The sequence below is a fragment of the Pseudofrankia inefficax genome (assembly GCF_000166135.1).
Taxonomy (GTDB): Bacteria; Actinomycetota; Actinomycetes; order Frankiales; family Frankiaceae; genus Pseudofrankia; species Pseudofrankia inefficax.
The window spans coordinates 278,706-294,794 of the sequence record NC_014666.1 but is presented as its reverse complement, the minus strand read 5'-3'; the positions used below and the strand labels follow the sequence as shown (position 1 = coordinate 294,794).

Sequence of the window (16,089 nt, the reverse complement as noted above, 5' to 3'; positions counted from 1 at the left end):
GGATCCACGCCCAACACCCCGGCACCCGTCACTCCGATTGTCGAGCGAGGCTCGAACGCGGAACTCTGGGGGCCGGGGTCGCGGGCGAGACGATCTCACGCGTCGGTGTCGTCCGCTGGCGGCGGGGCGTCGGCGTCCGCCGGTTCGGCGGGCTCCGGCTCGTCCACCGGCTCGGCCACCGCGACCTGCGCGACCCGCAGGACCCGGCCGCCCATCGAGTAGCCGGACCTGAACACCTGCACGCAGGTCGGCGCGGTGACGTCGCCGCGGTACGAGTGCATCAGCGCCTCGTGCAGCACCGGGTCGAACTCGTCCCCGACCGCGCCGAAACGCTCCAGCCCGAGCGCCTCCAACGCCACCTCGAGGGACTCGGCGACCGCCTTGAACGGTCCTTCCAGGTCGCCGTGGTCACGGGCGCGGCCGATGTCGTCCAGGGTGGGCAGCAACCCGGCGAGCAGCCGTCCGGTCGCCTGCTCGGCGATCAGCTGGCGGTCCCGCTCCACGCGGCGGCGGTAGTTGTCGTACTCGGCCTTCAGCCGCTGCAGGTCCGCGGTGCGTTCCTGCACCGCCAGGTTCAGCGACTCGATCAACGCAAGCAGCTCGGCGTCCCCGGTGGCGCCGGAGCCGCCGGCGGCCGCCTCGGCCGCCGCCGACTCGCCCCCGGCAGCGGACTCGGCCGCCGCCTGGGCACGGACCTCTCCGCTACGTGGGTCGATGCGCCGCCGGTCGCGCACCACGACCGGCGGTTCCTCGGCCGAGCCCGCGTTGTGCGGCGAGCTCACTGCTTGCCCTCCTCATCGACGATCTCGGCGTCCACCACGTCGTCGTCGGCCTGGGCACCAGCGGCACCGCCGGCCGCGCCAGCGGCCTGGGCCTCGGCGTACATCGACTGGCCCATCGCCGTGCTGGCCTTGCCGAGCTCCTCGGTGGCCGTACGGATCGCGGCGATGTCGGTGCCCGCGGTGGCCGCGCGCAGGTCGGCCAGCTTCTCCTCGACGTCCGCCTTGAGGGTCGCCTCGACCTTGTCGCCGTTCTCGGCGAGGAAGCGCTCGGTCGAGTAGACGAGCGACTCGCCCTGGTTGCGGGTCTCGGCCTCCTCGCGGCGCTGCTTGTCCTCCTCCGCGTACTGCTCGGCGTCGCGGACCATCTTCTCGATGTCATCCTTCGGCAGCGCGGAGCCGCCGGTGATGGTCATCGACTGCTCCTTCTGGGTGCCGAGGTCCTTCGCCGAGACGTGCACGATGCCGTTCGCGTCGATGTCGAAGGTGACCTCGATCTGCGGCACGCCGCGCGGCGCCGGGGGCAGGCCGGTCAGCTCGAACATGCCGAGCTTCTTGTTGTAGGCCGCCATCTCGCGCTCGCCCTGGAAGACCTGGATCTGCACGGACGGCTGCGAGTCCTCGGCCGTCGTGAAGATCTCGGAGCGCTTCGTCGGGATCGTGGTGTTGCGCTCGATCAGCTTGGTCATGATGCCGCCCTTGGTCTCGATGCCCAGGGACAGCGGGGTGACGTCGAGCAGCAGGACGTCCTTGACCTCGCCCTTGAGGACACCGGCCTGCAGGCTCGCGCCGACGGCGACGACCTCGTCCGGGTTGACGCCCTTGTTCGGCTCCTTGCCGCCGGTCAGGTCGCGGACCACGTCGACGACGGCCGGCATCCGGGTGGAGCCACCGACGAGGACGACGTGGTCGATTTGGGCGACCTTGATGCCCGCGTCCTTGACCGCCTGCTGGAACGGGATCTTGCAGCGGTCGATCAGGTCCTGGGTCATCCGCTGGAACTCGGCCCGGGTCAGCGACACGTCCAGGTGCAGCGGGCCCTCGGCCGACGCGGTGATGTACGGCAGGTTGATCGTGGTCTGGGTCGACTGCGAAAGCTCGATCTTGGCCTTCTCGGCCGCCTCACGCAGCCGCTGCAGCGCCATCTTGTCCTTCGCCAGGTCCACGCCGTGCTGACCCTGGAAGGTCTTGATCAGGTGGTCGGTGATCCGCTGGTCCCAGTCGTCACCGCCGAGGTGGGTGTCGCCGTGGGTGGCCTTGACCTCCACGACGCCGTCACCGATCTCCAGCAGGGACACGTCGAACGTGCCACCGCCGAGGTCGAAGACCAGGATCGTCTGCTCCTTCTCGCCCTTGTCCAGGCCGTAGGCCAGGGCCGCGGCGGTGGGCTCGTTGACGATCCGCATGACGTTCAGGCCGGCGATGGTGCCGGCCTCGGTCGTGGCCTGCCGCTGCGCGTCGTCGAAGTACGCCGGGACGGTGATGACCGCGTCGGTCACCGTCTCGCCCAGGTAGGCCTCGGCGTCGCGCTTGAGCTTCTGCAGGATGAAGGCGCTGATCTGCTGCGGGGTGAAGTCCTTGTTGTCGACCTTCATCTTCCAGTCGGTGCCCATGTGGCGCTTGACCGACCGGATCGTCCGCTCGACGTTCGTGACCGCCTGCCGCTTCGCGACCTCGCCGACCAGGACCTCGCCGTTCTTCGCGAAGGCCACAACCGACGGGGTCGTGCGCGAGCCCTCGGCGTTCGCGATGACCGTTGGCTCACCACCCTCGAGCACGCTCACGACGGAGTTCGTGGTGCCGAGGTCGATGCCGACCGCTCGTGCCATGTCTGTGTGCCTCTCGATCTGATGGCACCCGGCACTTCCGTGTGCGCGGGGCCGCCGTTTCGGTCTGTGGGTCCGCTCGCGGGGCCGACCGAGACGGTCGATCCGGCCGCGAGGTCCGCTCGTCGCTGACTCTAAGTCAGCCCTCGGCGCAGACCCAATGGGTTGAGTGCGTTCCACTCAGGATCGTCTTGCCACTATAACGCTCGAACCTGAGTCGTATGGGCTCAACCTTACGGAGCCACGTTCTCTTCCCGACGGCTACCCATGCTGGCGGGCACATAACGCGACGGCGCGTCACCGAGAGGCGACGCGCCGTTCGATCGTTGTGGCGAAGCGGGTTCTGGGCGAACTCCGGCCGTCAGAGCTCCGGGCCGCCCGGCGTGTCGTCGGTACCTGTCGCTGGCGGGTCCGGTTCCGGACGGACGGAGGCGAGGCTCGGGCGGCCACCGGGCCGGCGGCGGGAAACCCCCCGGCCGGACGGGCGCAGCGAGCGGATGATGCCCTCGCGGTCGTCCGGCGAGCCCGGCCCACCGTCATCCGCCAGCTCGGGCAGCTCCTCGAAGCCGGTCGGGTCGTCCGGGCCCGGGGGGATGCCGACACGGGCGAACCCGTCACCCCCGCGGGACAGCTGCGCCTCCAACGTGGCCAGCCGGTCCATCAGGTCGGTCGCGTCGCCGTCGCGGTCGCGGATCGCGTGCAGCGTCTCCATCAGCATCAGCCACTGGTCGCGGCCGATCGTCACCTGCTCCAGCGACCGGTTGTCGACGAAGGGCGGGAACAGCGTCCGCACCGCCGCCACGACCTCCTTGACCTCGACCGGGTTGAGCCGCCGCGGCCGGTCGCGGGCGAAGTCGAAGATCCGGCGGATGTTGATGATGGTCACGCCGTTGACCGCGCCGTCCTTCCACAGGACGTCGGCCTCGGTCATCACCATCACCGGATAGACCGAGAGCTTGATCAGCGGAACCTTGGCCTGCAGCTCGGTCTTGATCTGGGTGCTGACGAAGGCGTCCCGCTCGATCGCCGCGGTCAGCGGTTCGCTGTCGACGGTCGCGACCTTCTTCGTGTAGCGGACGACGCCCTTGCGCGCCTCGCTGTTGATGACCAGCACGCCGGCCGGGCCGATCACCAGGTGGCCGACGACGGCGTCCGCGCTCGGCACCTCCAGATCGTGCAGGACCGTCCAGCCCGCCCGCCGCAGCCGGGCGAGCGCCCGGGCGGTCTTGCGCTCGGCCTCGGCGCCCAGGCGAAGCGTCTCGATCTCGTTGTCGCGCCCGAAGGCCGACACGACGATGACCGAGCTCCACCCGACGACGATCAGCGCGAAGACCCCGAACCCGAAGCCACCGGGCAGACCGACGCCGAACGTCAGGACGAGACAGACCAGCAACCCGACCGGCACCGATTTGGCGAGCGACCGTGGCAGCACCCGGCCGAGCCGGTCGCGGCGGACCAAGGCCTGGTGCTCACGCCCGCGTCGATACTCCGAATAGAGGTAGGAACCCGGCTGCCCGGTCCTGGTGTTCGTCGTCGCCGGCTTGGTGATCGTCGCCATCGTGCCCACCGTGGTTCGCAGGGGTTGTCTGGGGCTCGGTACTGGGGCCCATGAGGTCTCTCGGCCTGGCACGAACGGCGGTTGGGCGCGCCACGTGGCCAGGGTGGGACATGCGGTGCACGGAGTTCTAGGTGCGCGGGGTTCTAGTGCGCAGAGTTCCCATTTGTGGTCACTGTTGCGACTGAGCGTAGCAGCGCCCAGGAGGCCCGGGTGGCCGAACCAGGCCCTCCGGACCGTCACCCGCCAGCCCGGCGGGCTGTAGACGGGGCCGGGCGCCCGCTCCGTCGCGGGTAGGTCGATGATCCCTCAAACAAGATGGCCTGCCCACCCGGATAGACCGATTCGCGGCCGGGGCAGCGGGGAACTCGTGCTAGTGGCAGCCGGTCGTGGCAGGGTCGGGTTATCGGACGGCCGCACGGCCGGAGCGTCGGCGACGGGTGGCGCGGGACACTTAGAGACCCAAGTTACCGATGGGTACGGGTAGGCTACGCCCCGTTCGCGGAGCATAGGAGGACCAGACTGATGGCGCTGAGGATCGCGATCGGTGGGGCGATCACCTTGATCGCCCTGGCGATAGCCGGAAGGCGATTCTTCTGGCTGTTCAGACTGATCCAGACTGGGCAGCCGGCGGAAGGGCGTCTGGACGACATCCCGACCCGGATCTGGAGCGAGGTCAGTGAGGTCGGCGGCCAGCGCAAGCTGCTGAAGTGGTCGGTGCCCGGCCTCGCGCACGCGTTCACCTTCTGGGGCTTCACCGTCCTGATCCTGACGATCATCGAGACGTTCGGTGGTCTGTTCGACGAGGACTTCCACATCCCGTGGTTCGGCCACTGGGCCGGCATCGGGTTCATCGAGGACTTCTTCGCGGTCGCGGTGCTCGCCGGTCTCGCGACGTTCGCCGTCATCCGCGTCAAGCGCGCGCCCGCCCGGCTGGAGCGCAAGTCGCGCTTCTACGGCTCGCACCTCGGCCCGGCCTGGGTCATCCTCGGGATGATCACCGCGGTCATCGTGACGCTGCTGATCACCCGCGGCGCCCAGTGGAACACCGGCAACCTGCCGCAGGGCAAGACCAAGTGGGCCTTCGCGTCCTACGCCGTCAGCCGGGTCTTCTCGCCGCTCGGGCACACCGCGAACGACGCCATCGAGACCACGTTCCTGCTGATCAACCTCGCGATCATCATGGGCTTCCTGGTGCTCGTCGCGTACTCGAAGCACCTGCACATCTTCCTGGCCCCGATCAACGTCGTCCTCAAGCGTGAGCCGAAGGCGCTCGGCGCGCTCGGCACGACGCCGGACATCGAGACGCTGATGGAGCAGGACGAGCCGATCATCGGCGCGGGGAAGGTCGAGGACTTCTCCTGGAAGGCGATGCTCGACTTCTCCACCTGCACCGAATGCGGCCGCTGCCAGAGCCAGTGCCCCGCGTGGAACACCGGAAAGCCGCTCTCGCCGAAGCTCGTCATCATGGACCTGCGCGACCACCTCTTCGCGAAGGCGCCGTACCTGCTCGGCGGTACCGACACCGAGTCGCGTGACGCGGCCTGGGACGCCGCTGTGGCCAAGGCCCACGAGGGTCACGACCACGCCCCGGGCGAGGGCCACGACCACGGCGACCACGACGAGCACGAGGTTCACGGCGTTCCCGAGTCGGGCTTCGCCCGCGTGGCCGAGCCCGGCAAGGCGCAGGCCGAGCGGCCGCTGGTCGGCACCGCCGAAGAGGGCGGCGTCATCGACCCGGACGTCCTGTGGTCGTGCACGAACTGCGGCGCCTGCGTCGAGCAGTGCCCGGTGGACATCGAGCACGTCGACCACATCGTCGACATGCGGCGTTACCAGGTGATGATCGAGTCCGCGTTCCCGTCGGAAGCCGGCGTCATGCTGCGCAACCTGGAGAACAACGGCAACCCGTGGGGCGTCTCCCCGCGCAGCCGCACCGAGTGGACCGACGGCCTGCCGTTCGAGGTCAAGGTCATCGGTGAGGGCGAGCAGATTCCCGAGGACGTCGAGTACCTCTTCTGGGTCGGCTGCGCCGGCGCCATCGAGGACCGGGCGAAGAAGGTCTCCCGGGCGTTCGCCGAGCTGCTCGACATGGCCGGCGTGAAGTTCGCGATCCTCGGCTCGCAGGAGTCCTGCACCGGCGACCCGGCTCGCCGCCTGGGCAACGAGTACCTGTTCCAGGAAATGGCCAAGGCCAACATCGAGCTGCTCAACGAGACCGGCGTCAAGAAGATCGTCGCCACCTGCCCGCACTGCTTCAACAGCCTGTCGAAGGAATACTCGGGCCTCGGCGGCAACTACGAGGTGGTCCACCACACCCAGCTGCTCGGCAAGCTCGTCGAGGAGAAGAAGCTGGTGCCGATCACCCCGATCGAGTCGTCGGTGACCTACCACGACCCGTGCTTCCTCGGCCGGCACAACAAGGTCTACACCCCGCCCCGGGAGATCCTGGAGGCCATTCCCGGCCTGCGCGGCCAGGAGATGCACCGGTGCAAGGACCGCGGCTTCTGCTGCGGCGCCGGCGGCGCCCGGATGTGGATGGAAGAGAAGATCGGCACCCGGATCAACGCGAACCGGGTGGAGGAGGCGCTCGGCCTCGACCCCGACGTCGTCTCGACCGCCTGCCCGTTCTGCATCGTCATGCTGTCCGACGCCGTGACCGAGCAGAAGCTGGCCGGCACGGCGAAGGAGTCCGTCGAGGTCCTCGACGTCTCCCAGCTCCTCGCCCGCTCCCTTGCCGCCCCGGCCGCGCCCACCCAGGACGCCCCCGGCGCGGAGCCGGCCCCGATGAGCTGATCAGCGCCGGCGGGCAAGTCCGGCTGGCCCGGCGCTCGGGCCAGCCGGCCAGGACCGCACCCGCCTGCCGACCCGGACAGCGCACGACCGATTGGCCCGAGCGAGACGATCGCTCGGGCCAATCGCATTTGCGCTCCCCGTGACGATTCGGTACTGTCGGCTCAGACAGTGATGATGCCATCAGTCGATCCGGGATGTGCCCGACGATGTCTTCCGCCGTCTGAGGGAGCTGGCCGAGGCTGCGGATCGGCCGCTGGAGGAGTACCTCCTCGCCGAGCTGGCACGGATCACCGCGACCCCGACGATGGACGAGGTCCTCGACAGGATCGAGTCACGCGGCAGCGGTCGGTTCGGCCTCCAGCAGGCCGTCGACGACCTTGAAGCAGAGCGGCGCTGATCCCACGGCACCGATCTCGGCGCGGCGCCCCCCGGCGCACGCACGAAGAGGCCATGGAGGGCGTGAATCCAGGTCGCCTGTGGCCGATCGCCGCCACCTCGGTGCCGGTGATCGCCGTTTGGACCCTCCAGTGGTTGTAGAACCGCCCTGATTACAACCATGGGAGGGCCAAAACGGCGATCAAGTCAGCGGGCGGCGCCTCCGCGGGCGCCGATCCCGGATGAGAAGGGCGCCTGCTTGGCCTGCCGCCCGGCTGGGCCGAAGATCCGCAGATTCGCGGACAGAGCCCTCGGCCGAACCGGGTTGTTACTGGTTGGCGAGCTTGCCGACGACCTGTCCAGACAGGGCGGTCAAGGTGTCGGGGCTGGCCTGGGTGAGCGGGTTGACGACGAGGATCACGGACTCGACCCGGCCGCGGAAGATGCTGATCAGGTCGACGTTCACCTGCACGGTGCTGCCGCTCGCGCTGACGTTGAAGACGATCCTGGTCAGCGCGGTCACGCCCGCCGGCGGCGGCGCCGCCGTCGCGCTGCGCACGGTCGCGCCGTCCATGCCGCCCGACTTGCTCAGCTCGCCCATCACGGCCTGGGCCAGGCAGTTCGGGAAGTCGGCGCGGTGCACGAGGTCGACATGCCTGGTCACGGTGTCGGCCGACCCGAACACCCTGGCGCCCGACTCGATCGCTGTGCCGTCGTCGTCACTGAACATGTCGCCATTGGCGTGGGCGGTCGAGGCCGGGCCGAGATCGCCGCTGGACAGGTGCATGCACTTCGGGACCGGGTCCTGAAAGGCCGTGCTTTCGGTGGTGTCGGTGTTCGGCTCGGCCTTGTAGCCGTTCGTCGCCGCCGACCCGCTGGTGAGAACGTATGCGGAGGGGTCCAGCTTCGGCCCCGCGGCCGCGCCGGACGAGGACGATCCCGTGCTGCCGCAGGCGGCCAGCGCGAGGCCCAGCGCGGCGAAACCAGTGGGGACGACAACTCTGAAGAAATGCCGTCCACTACGCGGCGAGTGTATTTTTCCGCCAAAATCCATGCGGGCAAGATTAGCTGGAGGCCTCGCCTCTCGACAGTAAACCGGCATGTCAGACAAAAGACTTCGACTCTTACTATTGCTTTACCGGTTAACGAGTTTCTTACTGTCTATTTGCACATACCGACGGGACGCGGGGCGCATTCACGGGTCGTCGGCACTCGCCATGCCGGGCGGTGGGCGTAGGGCCCGCGCGCGCCGCGTCCTCGGCCGCCTCGGTCCGGATCGCCATGTGCGGGGCCTATCGTGCGGACATGCCGGAGATCGAGGTGTCCACCGAGGTTCGGGACGCGCTGGCCGCCGGGCAGCCGGTGGTCGCGTTGGAGTCGACGCTGCTCGCGCATGGGCTGCCGGCGCCGCGCAACCGGGAGTTCGCCGCGGAGCTGGAGCAGCTGGTACGCGATCACGGCGCCATTCCCGCGACGATCGCGGTGCTCGACGGGGTGCCGACCGTCGGTCTGGACGACGCGGCCCGCGACAGGATTACGGATCCCGCGGCCACCGTCCTCAAGCTGTCGGTGCGCGATCTCGCGCCAGCCACCGCTCTCGGCCATACCGGCGCCACCACCGTCGCGTCGACCGCCTGGCTCGCCGCCAGAGCCGGCATCCGTGTGTTCGCCACCGGAGGCCTCGGCGGGGTCCACCGCGGTGGCGACGAGGGCAGCGACGGTTTCAGCTATGACGAGTCGGCGGACCTGCCGACGCTCGCCACGACCCCGATCACGATCGTCTGTGCCGGGGTGAAGTCGATCCTTGACGTCGGCGCGACCCTGGAGCGACTGGAGACTCTGGGCGTCACCGTGCTTGGCTGGCAGACGTCCGACTTCCCCGGCTTCTACCTGCCCGGTACCGGCCACCAGCTGGACTGGCGGGTCGAGGACGCGGGAGAGGTCGCCGCGGTGATGGCGGCCGCCGACGAGCTGGGCACGCCCGCTGCCGTCGTCGTGGCCCATCCGGTGGCCCAGGCCGACGCGCTCGACCGCGACCTGCACGACCGGGTGCTCGCGGACGCCCTCGCCGCCGCCAGCCGGGCCGGGCTGCGCGGCAAGGCCGTCACGCCGTTTCTGCTGGCCGCGTTCCACCGTGAGACCGCGGGCGCGAGCCTCGAGGTCAACCTCGCGGTCGTCCGCGGGAACGCCGCGGTCGCGGCGGCCGTCTCGACCGCTCACGCCGGACGGCGGCACGCCTGAGCGGCGCCGATCGCCTTAGCCGAGCTTGGCTGTGAGCTGCTTGACGGCGACGCTGATCAGGTCCTCGCTCGGCGGGTCGATCGTGCCGACGAGGTGCAGCTGCGCCTCGACCTGGCCCGACCCCAGGTAGATCGTGTCGTAGAACAGCTGCATCTGGCCGCCCGTCGAGCTGCCGCCGAGCACGACCACGGAGGTGCGTGCCAGCGCCCCGGTCGGCAGCGGCGCGTCCCTGGTCACCGCCTCGGGGTCGATCAGCTGGTTGCCGGTCGCCTGCTGGTCCGCGATGGCGTCCTTCTGGGTCTGGGACGTCACGCATTCGGTGAAGTTCGGGTCACGCAGCAGCCCGGTGTCCCGGTCGAGCTGGCCGGCCGGAACGACCTGCGCGTCGGACCAGAGCGTGATGCCGGTGATCTTGTTGGTGAGGTGGGTGCTCTCGGCCCGGTCGATCGACCCGTCGCGCACGGCGGAACCGGTCGCGCCCAGGCAGGAGGCGAGCTTGGCGAGCGGCGACGTCCCGGCGCTGGAGGCAGTGCCACCGGTCGTGGCCGAGAACCCGCTGAACCCGGAGCTCGTGGTCAGGACGAAGTCCTTGGCCTGCGCCGAGACCGACGAGCCGGCCTGGACGGTGGCCGGCGCAGCGCTCGCGGTGGCTGGCGCGGTCGAGGTCTCGGGCGTGGGCGTCGGGCTGTCACTCGCGGACTTCGAGCCGCCGAGCACCCCGCATCCCGCCGCCGCGACCACCAAGGTGGCCGCTGCCCCGAGCGCGATCGCGCACCGTGTCCTGCGTGCCGTCGAGGGCATATGACCGTTTCCCATCCCCATCCGCCGACCGGGCCAGGCCGGCCGAACCCGTCAGGACCGGTCGATCCGGACAGACTGGTCCCAGTCAAAGCGTAGGGAGCCAGCCGGCCGCGTCCGTCTCCGGGTACCCGAACAGCGGGCGCAGCGGGGTGACGGTGCCGAACGCCTCATGTGGCCAAGATGGCGCACCGGGGTTGATGGCCGCCACGAGCGTGGGCGCCAACCAGCAGAAGTCGGCCGACCGCAATCCGCGCGCCGCCGAACCTCGTAGGTTTCCTTGCGTGGCTACGACGACGGGGGCGCGCTGGGCGGGTGGCCTCGACCGGCAGCCAACCACATGGCCCGATCGAATCGGGCCAGGCAGCCGGCGTGTCGTGCGAGTCCAAGGGGGCTGAGACCGGGCGAAAACGTCGGGATGTCGCGCAGAGCGGGCCGCGCGGGGGGTGCTTCGGTGGGGGGGCGTGGGCATGCGGTGGTCGAGAGATTCCGCACAGTCGGCCCAGCAGGCGGCCCGGCGCCACCGCCACCGGGTCGAGCGCCTCGCCGAATGGCCCATCGGGCGCTGCGGTCGGTGGGTCGCGGTCGTGCTGTGGCTGGCGTTGGCGCTGGTCGCCACGCCACTCGCGGGCCGGCTGGGCAACGCGCAGACCAACGACGCGGCGGCCTTCCTCCCGCCGAACGCCGAGTCAACGCAGGTACTCGCGGCCCAACGTCAGCTTCCGGGCGGCGACGCGATCCCCGCGGTCGTCGTCTTCACCCGGCCGACCGGAAGGCTGACGGCCGCCGACCAGGCGGCGATGAAGGCCGCGGGCGCCCAGCTGGCGCCCTTCGCGGCCGCTCCCGTCACGCCGGCGGCCCCGGCGCCCGACGGCCGGGCCGCACTGATGATCGTCCCCGTCGCCCAGTCGGCGAACGCGGACGCCTTCGCCGACGAGATCAACCGGATGCGGGCCGTCGTCCGGAAGCTGGCCCCACCCGGGTTGCAGACCTCGGTCACCGGCCCGGCCGGCGTCATCGTGGACACGTACACGTCGTTCCGCGGGGTCGAGACGCCGTTGCTCTTCGTCACCGCGGCCGTCGTCGCGGTGATCCTGCTGGTGGTCTACCGCGGGCCGTTCCTGTGCCTGGTGCCGCTGGTCGCCGTGGGAGCCGCCGACCAGGCCGCGACCGCGATCATCTACCTGCTGGCCCGGCACGGGGGCCTGACGGTCAACGGGCAGAGCGCGGGCATCCTGCGCGTCCTGGTGTTCGGCGCCGGCACCGACTACGCCCTGCTGCTGATCGCCCGGTACCGCGAGGAGCTGACCCGGCACGCCGCCGCGACCGAGGCGATGCGGGTCGCGCTGCTGCGTGCCGGCCCCGCCGTCCTGGCCTCGGCCGGCACCGTCGTGCTCAGCCTGCTCTGCCTGCTGCTCGGCGAGCTGAACTCCGACCGCGGCCTCGGCCCGGTCGGCGCGGTCGGGATCGCCGTGGCGTTCCTGACCATGGGGACTCTGCTGCCCGCACTGCTGGTGATCTGCGGCCGGCGGCTGTTCTGGCCGCAGATCCCCCGGATCGCCGCGCCGGCCGTCACCACGAGCCTCAAGGACGCCGGCAACCCGGACGTCGTCGGCGCCTGGGCCCGGGCGGGCCTGCTGATCGCCCGCCGGCCCCGGCCGATCTGGCTGGTCACCAGCGCGGTGCTCGCCGGCCTCACGGTGGGCATCGTCACGTTCCACATCGGGCTCACCGACCGCGGGGCGTTCCGGCACCCGATCGACTCGATCATCGGCGAGGAGCGCATCGCGGCGCATTTCCCACTGGGGGCCAGCGCGCCCACGTTCGTGATCGGCGCCAGTGACAGCGCGGCCAGGCTCGGCGACGTCATCGACGCGACCCCGGGCGTCGCCACCGCGGTCGTGGACGGCACCGGAGCCGGGCTCACCCAGTTCCTGGTCGTCCTGCGCGACCCGCCGGACAGCGCCGCGGCCGCCGCGACGATCGACCGGCTACGGGCCAGGGTTCGCCCGGTGCCGGGCGCGGACGCCCTGGTCGGCGGGACGACGGCGGTGAACCACGACATCGCCCAGGCCGCCATGCGGGATCGGCAGCTGGTCATCCCGCTGGTGCTCGTCGTCGTGCTGGTGATCCTGGGTCTGCTGCTGCGGGCCGCGGTCGCGCCGCTGGTGCTGATCCTGACGGTGGTGCTGTCGTTCCTGGCGTCGCTCGGGGTGTCGGCCCTGGTGTTCCGGGGGGTCTTCCACTTCGCGGGGGCCGATCCGTCGCTGCCCCTGTTCGGGTTCATCTTCCTGGTGGCGCTCGGCGTCGACTACAACATCTTCCTGATGACGCGGGTGCGCGAGGAGGCGATGCACACCGACGCCCGCACCGGCGTGCTGCGCGGTCTCGCCGTCACCGGTGGAGTGATCACGTCCGCCGGGGTGGTGCTGGCGGCGACCTTCTCGGTGCTGTTCATCTTCCCGCTGGTGCAGCTCGCCGAGATCGGCTTCCTGGTCGCCTTCGGGGTGCTGCTGGACACGCTGGTCGTCCGCTCGATCCTGGTGCCGGCGCTGGCCCTGGACCTGGGCCGCGTCATGTGGTGGCCGAGCCGGTTGAGTCGCCCACCGACCCCGCCCGCCGACCTGCTGGCGCCGGACGTCGTCGTCTCGGAGGACGTCCCCTAGCCGACCCCCTCGTTTGGTGGCCCCATAACCACGCATTGCGGGGCAGGTCCGTTGAACCCGGACCATCTACACCGCTATGGTCGTCGTCCAAGCGCTGTCCGGATCGTCCGGATTCCCTCGCGGAACAAGGACTGTCGACTGATCATGCTGTCAATCCGCGTCACCTCCCGCAGGTTCCAGGCGACCGCGGCGGCCGTCGCGCTGGCGTTCTCGGCCGCGCTCGCCGGCTGCTCGGCCGGAAGCGATTCCGCTGCCGGCACCCCGGCCCCGTCCGTGGCCAGCGAGTCGACGGCGAAGCTGGACCCGATGGACTACATCTACACGCAGGGCCCCGAGACCGCCGGCTTCAAGCTGGACCAGTCGTCCGCCGGCGCCGGCGACCCGACCAGCCACGACGACGCGATCTTCCTGGACATCGACGGCTGCCTGGGCAAGAACGTCGGCGCGCCCACGGCGGTGGCGACCGGCCCGACGCTGACGAGCCAGGACGGGTTCACCTCCGTTGACTCCAACGCGGAGATCGTCACGACCGCGCAGCGAGCCGCCCACCTCCAGGAGCTCAAGGATCCGCGCCTCGACGGCTGCATCAAGAAGCTGATGGGGCAGTCCTCGGGCTCGGGCGCCAGCCAGGACGAAACGATCAAGAGCCTCACCTGGCGGACCGCCCCGGTTCCCGCGGGCGCGCTGGCTCGGGTCGCCTATACCGGCCAGGTGACCGCGTCCGGGGCCAAGACGAGCGTCTACCTCGACGTGGTCTTCCTCGGCGCGGGCCGGGTCGAGAACGAGGTCGCGCTCTTCTCGGCGATTCGGCCCCCCGACGAGACGCTGGTCTCCGCCGTCACCGCGCAGCTCGCGGCCAAGCTGAAGAGCCAGTGATCCTGGCCCGCGGCCACGCGGGCAGCTGAGCCGGCCCCGGCCGGGGTCGGCTCAGCCACAGGTCCACGCCGACCGCTCGTCGGCCCTGCTGTCAGCCGAAGGTGGGGAACTCGGGGCCGAAGATGGCGGCCCAGAGCGCGACAGCCTCCTCGTGGCGCCCGTCGCCCTCGGCGGCGACGGCCTTCTCCGCGTAGGCGCGGGCCATCCGGACGGACTCGCCCAGCGCGGCCAGGTCGTCGGGCCGCAGATAGGTCGACAGGTCCCCGCCGACGTCGGCGGGGTCGGCCATCGAGAGGCCGGCCTCGTCCATGTGTCGAAACACGGTCGCCAGCGCCTGCCGGGTGTTCAGGCCGCGGCCGGCGAGCACGGTCCCGGCCAGCGCCTCGATGTGGAACGAACGCAGATGGCTGCCGCACACCCGGTTCCATGCCTTCAGCAGCCGGACCGCCGAGATCACCCGGGGGCCGAGATCCTCGGTCCAGCTGGCGTGCCGCTCGGGCCGGGTCGGCAGCCAGCCACCGATCCGGTCGGGCATGACGTAGCCGGCGCGCGGGTGGTCGAAGGCCGGGACGAGGTGGACGTCCGGCGGCGTGTCGTACACGACGCGCAGCGCCTGGCCGCGGGTGCCGATCGTCTGGACCCGGTCGCCGCCGATCGCGTTCCGCACGCACAGCAGCAGGTCGCGGGAGTCCCAGCGGAACCGCTTCCAGGCGCTGTTCGCCGCACTGAACACGGCGAAGATGTCGACCTCGTCGAGCGGGCGGATCATCGTGTCGCGCCCGGCGGAGCCGATGGTGGCGACGCCGACCAGCGGCAGCGCGCAGCGCGGCGGGAAGATCGCCCGCAGCGCGCGCTCGGCCTCGTCGCGGCGGGCGTCGATCACGGCCTTGTCCTCGGTGGACAGCCGGATGATGTCGTCGAGCTTGGCGAAAGCGCGGGCCGTCGTGCCGACCAGCAGCGGCCCCGTCATCGGGTGCGGGCCGGACGCCGGGTGCGGCTGGCCGTCCGCCGACGGGAAGAGGGGGTTCGGGGCGCCCGCCACCGAGTCCTCGGGCCGCCGCCAGTGCGGCGGGATGATCAGGTGGTCGTAGGTGACCTCAGCTGGCGGCGTCGCGGCCGAGACCGGGCGTGGGGTATCGACGCTCATGTGCACCTCCCCGGCGCAGCGCGCCGACCGTCGGGCTCCCCTCCCGGACACACGCCGGTCCCCAACCGACGCGGATACCGGGGCCGGGGACGGTGGGGTGCCATCTCCAGCCGCGACATCATTCCCCATGGTGCCCCAGGCCGTAACCGAATGAACAGTCAGGGCGCCCTACAGGCGGCCAGAAGATACACATCGGTGTCGAAACGGAGCATCAACCGGTGTCGGCTTCCCGACAACCTAGCAGCGGCCACCAGTCGCGCGCATCCAAAGGCGCCAGCCGACGGCAGAGCGCCAGCCTGCGAGTATGACAGAAAGAGCATTGCGTATAACGTTCTGCTCTAGCGCGCTGGTGGTGGCTGACGCGCAATCGCCCCTCCCTGCCAACCGTCACCCTCCGTAAGAGTCGTGGCGGTGCGTCAGCGCGGCGGCGGGCGGCACCAGACGCGCCAGCCAGTCACGATCACCACCTGGGTCGGCTGGAACGACGTGGCCCGCGCAAGCCGCTCGGCGGCCGGGTCGTCGGCGCGGACCCGGGTCTCCACCAGCGCGAAGCGGTGGGTCTCCAGCCAGCTCGCCAGCGCGCGGATCATCTCGGCGCCGTAGCCACGGCGCCGCACGGCCGCGTCGATCACCACCGCGACCGCGGCCCGCCGGGCCCGGGTGTCGGCGCCCAGCAGCCCCACCGGGTCACCGTCGTGGTCGCGGACCACCCAGGTCGGCATCGACGGTCCCGCGCCGGCCCGGAGGCGCAGCTCGCGGCGCAGCGCCGCCGGCTCGGCCGTCCCACGCGCGTCCGGGCCGGCGAACAGGCCACCGACCCCGAGCCCCGGCGGCGGCCGGGAGGCCAGCGCCACCTTGCGCGCCAGTTCCTCGGCCACGTAGCCCGCGTTCCACAGCGTCACCGGGAGCGCCTGTAGCCGCGCCGTGGTCAGCGTCGGTCCGTCGTCAGCCATGAGGCGTCGCCGGTCGGCCGGGCGTCACCAGAGATATCGCCAGAGATAGAGGAGAGGAACAGGCGACCGCGCCGCGG

13 protein-coding genes are annotated in these 16,089 nt (G+C 70.9%); 6 read left to right on the top strand and 7 right to left on the bottom strand.

The features are described 5' to 3' along the window. Nucleotides 1-95: 95 nt before the first annotated feature. The 3 genes from grpE to FRAEUI1C_RS01095 form a co-directional block, all read right to left on the bottom strand. Complete coding sequence (gene grpE, locus FRAEUI1C_RS01105; protein WP_013421429.1) at nucleotides 96-782, bottom strand: nucleotide exchange factor GrpE; 687 nt, start codon at nucleotides 780-782, stop codon at nucleotides 96-98. Beyond that, nucleotides 779-2,608 carry a molecular chaperone DnaK gene (gene dnaK / locus FRAEUI1C_RS01100; protein WP_013421428.1) on the bottom strand — a complete coding sequence of 610 codons (1,830 nt, stop codon included), beginning with the start codon at nucleotides 2,606-2,608 and terminating at the stop codon, nucleotides 779-781. The genes grpE and dnaK overlap by 4 nt, the downstream gene beginning before the upstream one ends. Nucleotides 2,609-2,966: 358 nt before the next feature. Next, a complete protein-coding gene (locus FRAEUI1C_RS01095; protein ID WP_013421427.1) occupies nucleotides 2,967-4,163 on the bottom strand; it encodes a nuclease-related domain-containing protein in 1,197 nt (398 codons plus the stop codon). Between the two features lie 528 nt (nucleotides 4,164-4,691). Here FRAEUI1C_RS01095 and FRAEUI1C_RS01090 point away from each other — a divergent pair. Further along, a complete protein-coding gene (locus tag FRAEUI1C_RS01090) occupies nucleotides 4,692-6,956 on the top strand; it encodes a (Fe-S)-binding protein (protein WP_041259915.1) in 2,265 nt (754 codons plus the stop codon). A gap of 196 nt (nucleotides 6,957-7,152) precedes the next feature. Then, nucleotides 7,153-7,353, top strand: a complete 201-nt coding sequence (locus FRAEUI1C_RS01085) for a hypothetical protein (protein WP_013421425.1) — start codon at nucleotides 7,153-7,155, stop codon at nucleotides 7,351-7,353. A gap of 306 nt (nucleotides 7,354-7,659) precedes the next feature. Here FRAEUI1C_RS01085 and FRAEUI1C_RS01080 read toward each other — a convergent pair whose 3' ends face one another. Then, nucleotides 7,660-8,385 carry a hypothetical protein gene (locus FRAEUI1C_RS01080; RefSeq protein WP_013421424.1) on the bottom strand — a complete coding sequence of 242 codons (726 nt, stop codon included), beginning with the start codon at nucleotides 8,383-8,385 and terminating at the stop codon, nucleotides 7,660-7,662. Between the two features lie 251 nt (nucleotides 8,386-8,636). Between FRAEUI1C_RS01080 and FRAEUI1C_RS01075 the strand changes: the two genes are divergently transcribed. Continuing rightward, nucleotides 8,637-9,572 carry a pseudouridine-5'-phosphate glycosidase gene (locus tag FRAEUI1C_RS01075; protein ID WP_041258658.1) on the top strand — a complete coding sequence of 312 codons (936 nt, stop codon included), beginning with the start codon at nucleotides 8,637-8,639 and terminating at the stop codon, nucleotides 9,570-9,572. A gap of 15 nt (nucleotides 9,573-9,587) precedes the next feature. On the opposite strand, the gene FRAEUI1C_RS40660 is transcribed toward FRAEUI1C_RS01075, so the two are convergent. Beyond that, nucleotides 9,588-10,034, bottom strand: coding sequence for a hypothetical protein (locus FRAEUI1C_RS40660; protein ID WP_232425256.1), 447 nt, complete (start codon nucleotides 10,032-10,034; stop codon nucleotides 9,588-9,590). A gap of 34 nt (nucleotides 10,035-10,068) precedes the next feature. Between FRAEUI1C_RS40660 and FRAEUI1C_RS40655 the strand changes: the two genes are divergently transcribed. From FRAEUI1C_RS40655 to FRAEUI1C_RS01060, 3 genes are all read left to right on the top strand, one after another. Beyond that, on the top strand, nucleotides 10,069-10,377 hold the full coding sequence (locus FRAEUI1C_RS40655; protein WP_232425255.1) for a hypothetical protein: 309 nt from the start codon (nucleotides 10,069-10,071) through the stop codon (nucleotides 10,375-10,377). A gap of 463 nt (nucleotides 10,378-10,840) precedes the next feature. Continuing rightward, nucleotides 10,841-13,036: an MMPL family transporter gene (locus FRAEUI1C_RS01065; RefSeq protein WP_013421421.1), complete on the top strand. Its 2,196-nt coding sequence runs from the start codon at nucleotides 10,841-10,843 to the stop codon at nucleotides 13,034-13,036. A 144-nt stretch (nucleotides 13,037-13,180) separates the two neighbouring features. Then, nucleotides 13,181-13,912: a hypothetical protein gene (locus tag FRAEUI1C_RS01060; protein WP_013421420.1), complete on the top strand. Its 732-nt coding sequence runs from the start codon at nucleotides 13,181-13,183 to the stop codon at nucleotides 13,910-13,912. 91 nt (nucleotides 13,913-14,003) lie between these two features. Here FRAEUI1C_RS01060 and FRAEUI1C_RS01055 read toward each other — a convergent pair whose 3' ends face one another. Next, nucleotides 14,004-15,059 (bottom strand): nucleotidyltransferase domain-containing protein, encoded by a 1,056-nt coding sequence (locus tag FRAEUI1C_RS01055; RefSeq protein WP_013421419.1) that lies wholly within the window; start codon nucleotides 15,057-15,059, stop codon nucleotides 14,004-14,006. A 416-nt stretch (nucleotides 15,060-15,475) separates the two neighbouring features. Further along, nucleotides 15,476-16,012, bottom strand: a complete 537-nt coding sequence (locus tag FRAEUI1C_RS01050; RefSeq protein WP_013421418.1) for a GNAT family N-acetyltransferase — start codon at nucleotides 16,010-16,012, stop codon at nucleotides 15,476-15,478. Nucleotides 16,013-16,089: the final 77 nt, after the last annotated feature.